Genomic DNA, 3916 nt, shown 5'->3' with positions numbered 1-3916 from the left:
GCTCCACCGCGGTCAGCGAGTCGAAGCCGAGTTCCCGGAACGCCCGGTCGGGTTCCACCTCGGCCGGGTCGCCGATGCCGAGCACCACGGCCACGTGGGTCAGCACCAGGTCGCGCAGCGCCCGTTCGCGTTTCTCGCCGGACAGGCCGCGCAGCGTGTCGGCGAACGCGGGCCCGCCGGCGGCGTCGGTGACCGCGCCGCGTCGGGCGCCGGCGCGGAACAGGGCGGTGAGCAGCGGGTGGACCGGGCCGCCGGTCGCCGCCGTGCTGATCTTCGCGGGCATCAGGGTGGCCCGTTCGGACCGCCAGGTCGCGTCGAACAGGGTCAGCGCCTCGTCGTCGGTGAGCGCCACCAGGCCGCTGCGTTCCAGCCGCCGCCGGTCGACCGAGCCGAGGTGGCCGGTGATGCCGCTGGCCGTGGCCCACAGGCCCCAGACCAGGGAGACCGCCGGCAGGCCGAGCGAGCGCCGGTGCTCGGCGAGGGCGTCGAGGAACGCGTTGCCGGCGGCGTAGTTGCCCTGACCCGGCCCGCCCATCAGGCCGGCGGCGGCGGAGTAGAGCACGAACGCGGTCAGCTCGTGGTCGCGGGTGGCGCGGTGCAGGTTCCAGGCCGCGTCGACCTTGGGGCGCAGCACCGCGGCGAGCCGGTCCGGGGTGAGCTTCTCGACGGTGGCGTCGTCGACCACGCCGGCGGTGTGCACCACGGCGCGCAGCGGGTGCCGCGCGTCCACCAGGGACAGCACGTCGGTGACGGCATCCGGGTCGGCCAGGTCGGCGGCGACGAGCTGCACCTCCGCGCCGAGGGCCTTGAGGTCGGCCAGCAGCTCATCGGCGCCTTCGGCGTCCGGGCCACGGCGGCTGACCAGCAGCAGGTGCCGGACGCCGTGCGCGGTGGCCAGGTGCCGGCAGAGCAGCGCGCCGAGCGTGCCGGTGGCGCCGGAGACCAGGACGGTGCCGTCGAGCCGGGGCGTGGGCGGGATGGTCACGGTGAGCTTGCCGACGTGCCGGGCCTGGCTGAGGAAGCGGAACGCCTCGGGGGCCCGCCGGACGTCCCAGGTGCGGCGGGGCAGCGGGCGCAGGGTGCCGGCGGCGAACAACGCCATCAGCTCCGCCAGCATCCGCCCGACCGTGGCCGGGCCGGCCGCCATCAGATCGAAGCCCTGGTAGCTGACGCCGGGGTGGTCGGCCGCGACGCGGGCCGGGTCGCGCGGGTCGGTCTTGCCCATCTCGACGAACCGGCCGCCCGGGTCGAGCAGCCCCAGCGACGCGTCCACGTACGCCCCGGCCAGGGAGTTGAGCACCACGTCGACGCCGCGCCCGCCGCGCCGGGCGCGGAACTCGTCGGCGAAGTCGAGGGACCGGGAGGAGGCGATGTGGTCGTCGTCGAATCCGGTGCCGCGCAGCACCGGCCACTTGGCGGGGCTGGCCGTGCCGTAGACCTCGGCGCCGAGGTGGCGGGCGATCTGCACGGCCGCCGAGCCGACGCCGCCGGTGGCGGCGTGCACCAGCACCGACTCCCCGGCGGTGAGCCGGGCCAGCTCCACCAGGCCGTACCAGGCGGTCAGGAACACCACCGGCACGCCGGCGGCCTCCGCGTACGACCAGTGGTCGGGGATGCGGGTGACCATCCGGTGGTCGGTGACGGCGACGGTGGCGAACGAGCCGGCGAAGATGCCCATCACCCGGTCGCCGGGGGCCAGCCCGGTGACGCCGGGGCCGACCTCGCGCACCACGCCGGCGCCCTCGCTGCCCAGTACCTCCTGGCCGGGGACCATGCCCAGGGCGAGCACCACGTCGCGGAAGTTCAGGCCGGAGGCGCGCATCTCGACCGCGACGTGTCCGGCGGGCACCGCGCCCGCCTCGACCGGGACGGGCAGCAGCGCCAGGTTCTCCAGCGTGCCCTTCTCGGTGACGTCGAGGCGCCACGGCTCCCCGTCGCCGGGCGGCGTCAGCACGCCGGTGTCGCGCGCCCGGACCAGCCGGGGCGCCAGGGCGGCGCCGTCGCGGACCGCGAGCTGGGGTTCGCCGGAGGCGAGCGCCGCCGGCACCGCCGCGAGCGAGGTGGCGGCGTCGTCGAGGTCGAGCAGCGTGAACCGGCCGGGGTGTTCGGACTGGGCCGAGCGGACCAGGCCCCACACGGCGGCGCGGGCCAGGTCGCGGGGGGCCTCGCCGGGCGCGGCGGCGACCGCGCCCCGGCTGGCCAGGACCAGGCGGGTCGCGTCCAGTCGCGGTTCGGCCAGCCACCGGTGCAGCAGCGCCAGGGTGTCGCGGGCCGCGTCGTGGGCGTCCGTGTCGGCCCGCTCCGGGTCCGGGCCGGGGCCGCCGCGCAGGTCGACCACGATTTCCGGTACGTCGTCGCCGCCGTCCACGGCGGTGAGCAGGGCGGCCAGGTCGCGGTGGACGCTCACCCGGTGCCCGGCGGCGGCCAGCGCCCCGGCCAGTCCGCCCGGGTCCCCACCGGGCACCCGGGCCAGGTCACGGCCGGTCAGGTCGGCCCGGTCACGGCCGGTCAGGTCGGCCGGGGCGCGGGTCGGGTCGGTGGGGTCGTCGCCGAGCAGCAGGGCCCAGCGGGTGGGGGCCGGGGCGTCGGTGGCCGGCGCCGGCGTCCAGTCCAGGTGGAACACGGAGGTGCGACGCAGCGCGGCGGCGCCGTCGTCCTGGCCGGCGCCGACCGGGCGGAACGTCAGCGCCTCGACGGTGGCGACCGGGCGGCCCGCCGGGTCGGCGAGCGCGACGGCGACGGTGTCCGGGCCGAGCGGGCGGATCGTCACCCGCAGCCGGGTGGCGCCGTGGGCGTGCAGCGTGACCGCGCGGAGCGTGAACGGCAGCCACCCGCTGCCGGCCTCGGCCGGCGTGCCGAGCAGCGCGGTGGGGCCGGTGGCGTGCAGGGCGGCGTCGAACAGCGCCGGGTGCAGGCCGAACCGGGTGGCGTCGGCGGCCTGCGCCTCGGGCAGCGCCACCTCGGCGTACACCTGGTCGTCGCGCCGCCAGACGCGGTGCAGGCAGCGGAACGCGGGGCCGTAGGTGAGGCCGGCCTCGGCGGTGTGGGCGTACCAGGCGTCCAGGTCGGCGTCGACCTCGACGGCGCCGGCCGGCGGCCACTCCCCCGGCGCGGGCTCGGGGTCGGCCAGCTGCGGCAGCAGCAGGCCCTCGGCGTGCCGGGTCCACTCGGCGTCGCCGTCGTCGGCGGCGCGGGAGTGCACGGTGACGGCCCGGTCGCCGGTGTCGCCGGGCGCGCCGACGCGGACCTGCACCTGCACCGCGCCGGTGGGCGGCAGCACGAGCGGGCTGATCAGGGTGAGTTCGCCGATCTGGCCGGCGTCGACCTCGTCGCCGGCGCGGATCACCATGTCGGCGAGCGCGGTGCCGGGGACGACGACGGTACGGCCGACGACGTGGTCGGCCAGCCACGGGTGGGTACGCGTGGACAACCGGCCGGTGAGCACCACGGTGTCGTCGTCGGCGACCGGCAAGGCGGCGCTGAGCAGCGGGTGACCGGCGTCCTGGAGGCCGGCGGAGGCGACGTCGTGCGCGGGTGCGGCGGTGGTGGTCAGCCAGTACCGCTTCCGCTCGAACGCGTAGGTGGGCAGGTCGACCGTTGCCGCCGGGGCCACGATCCGGGTGAGGTCGACGGGGAGTCCGATGGTGTGTGCGGTGGCGAGGCTGGTCAGCAGCCGCGTCGGGTCGTCGTCGCCGCGGCGCAGCGTGGACAGCACATGCCCGCTGGTGTCGGTGTCGTCCAGGATCGCGGTGACCGGCATGGTCAGCACCGGATGCGCCGACACCTCCACGAACGTGCTGTGCCCCGCGCTGACGGCGGTGCGCACCGCGTCCTCGAACCGCACCGGCTCACGCAGGTTCGTGTACCAGTAGCCGCCGTCCATGCCCTCCGGCTCGGCCCACTGCCCCGTCACCGT

Annotated in this window: 1 protein-coding gene; it reads right to left on the bottom strand. The window is 77.2% G+C overall.

Annotation, left to right across the window (positions count from 1 at the left end; translation table 11 throughout):
* Nucleotides 1-3916, bottom strand: a 3916-nt coding sequence (locus tag B1205_RS28850) for an SDR family NAD(P)-dependent oxidoreductase (protein ID WP_140158171.1), incomplete at both ends; no start/stop codon positions are given.

It is taken from the genome of Micromonospora sp. NBS 11-29, assembly GCF_002140155.1.
In the GTDB taxonomy this organism is placed as follows: Bacteria; Actinomycetota; Actinomycetes; order Mycobacteriales; family Micromonosporaceae; genus Micromonospora.
The sequence above is the reverse complement of the archived record's forward strand: the minus strand, read 5'-3'. Positions and strand labels throughout refer to the sequence as shown.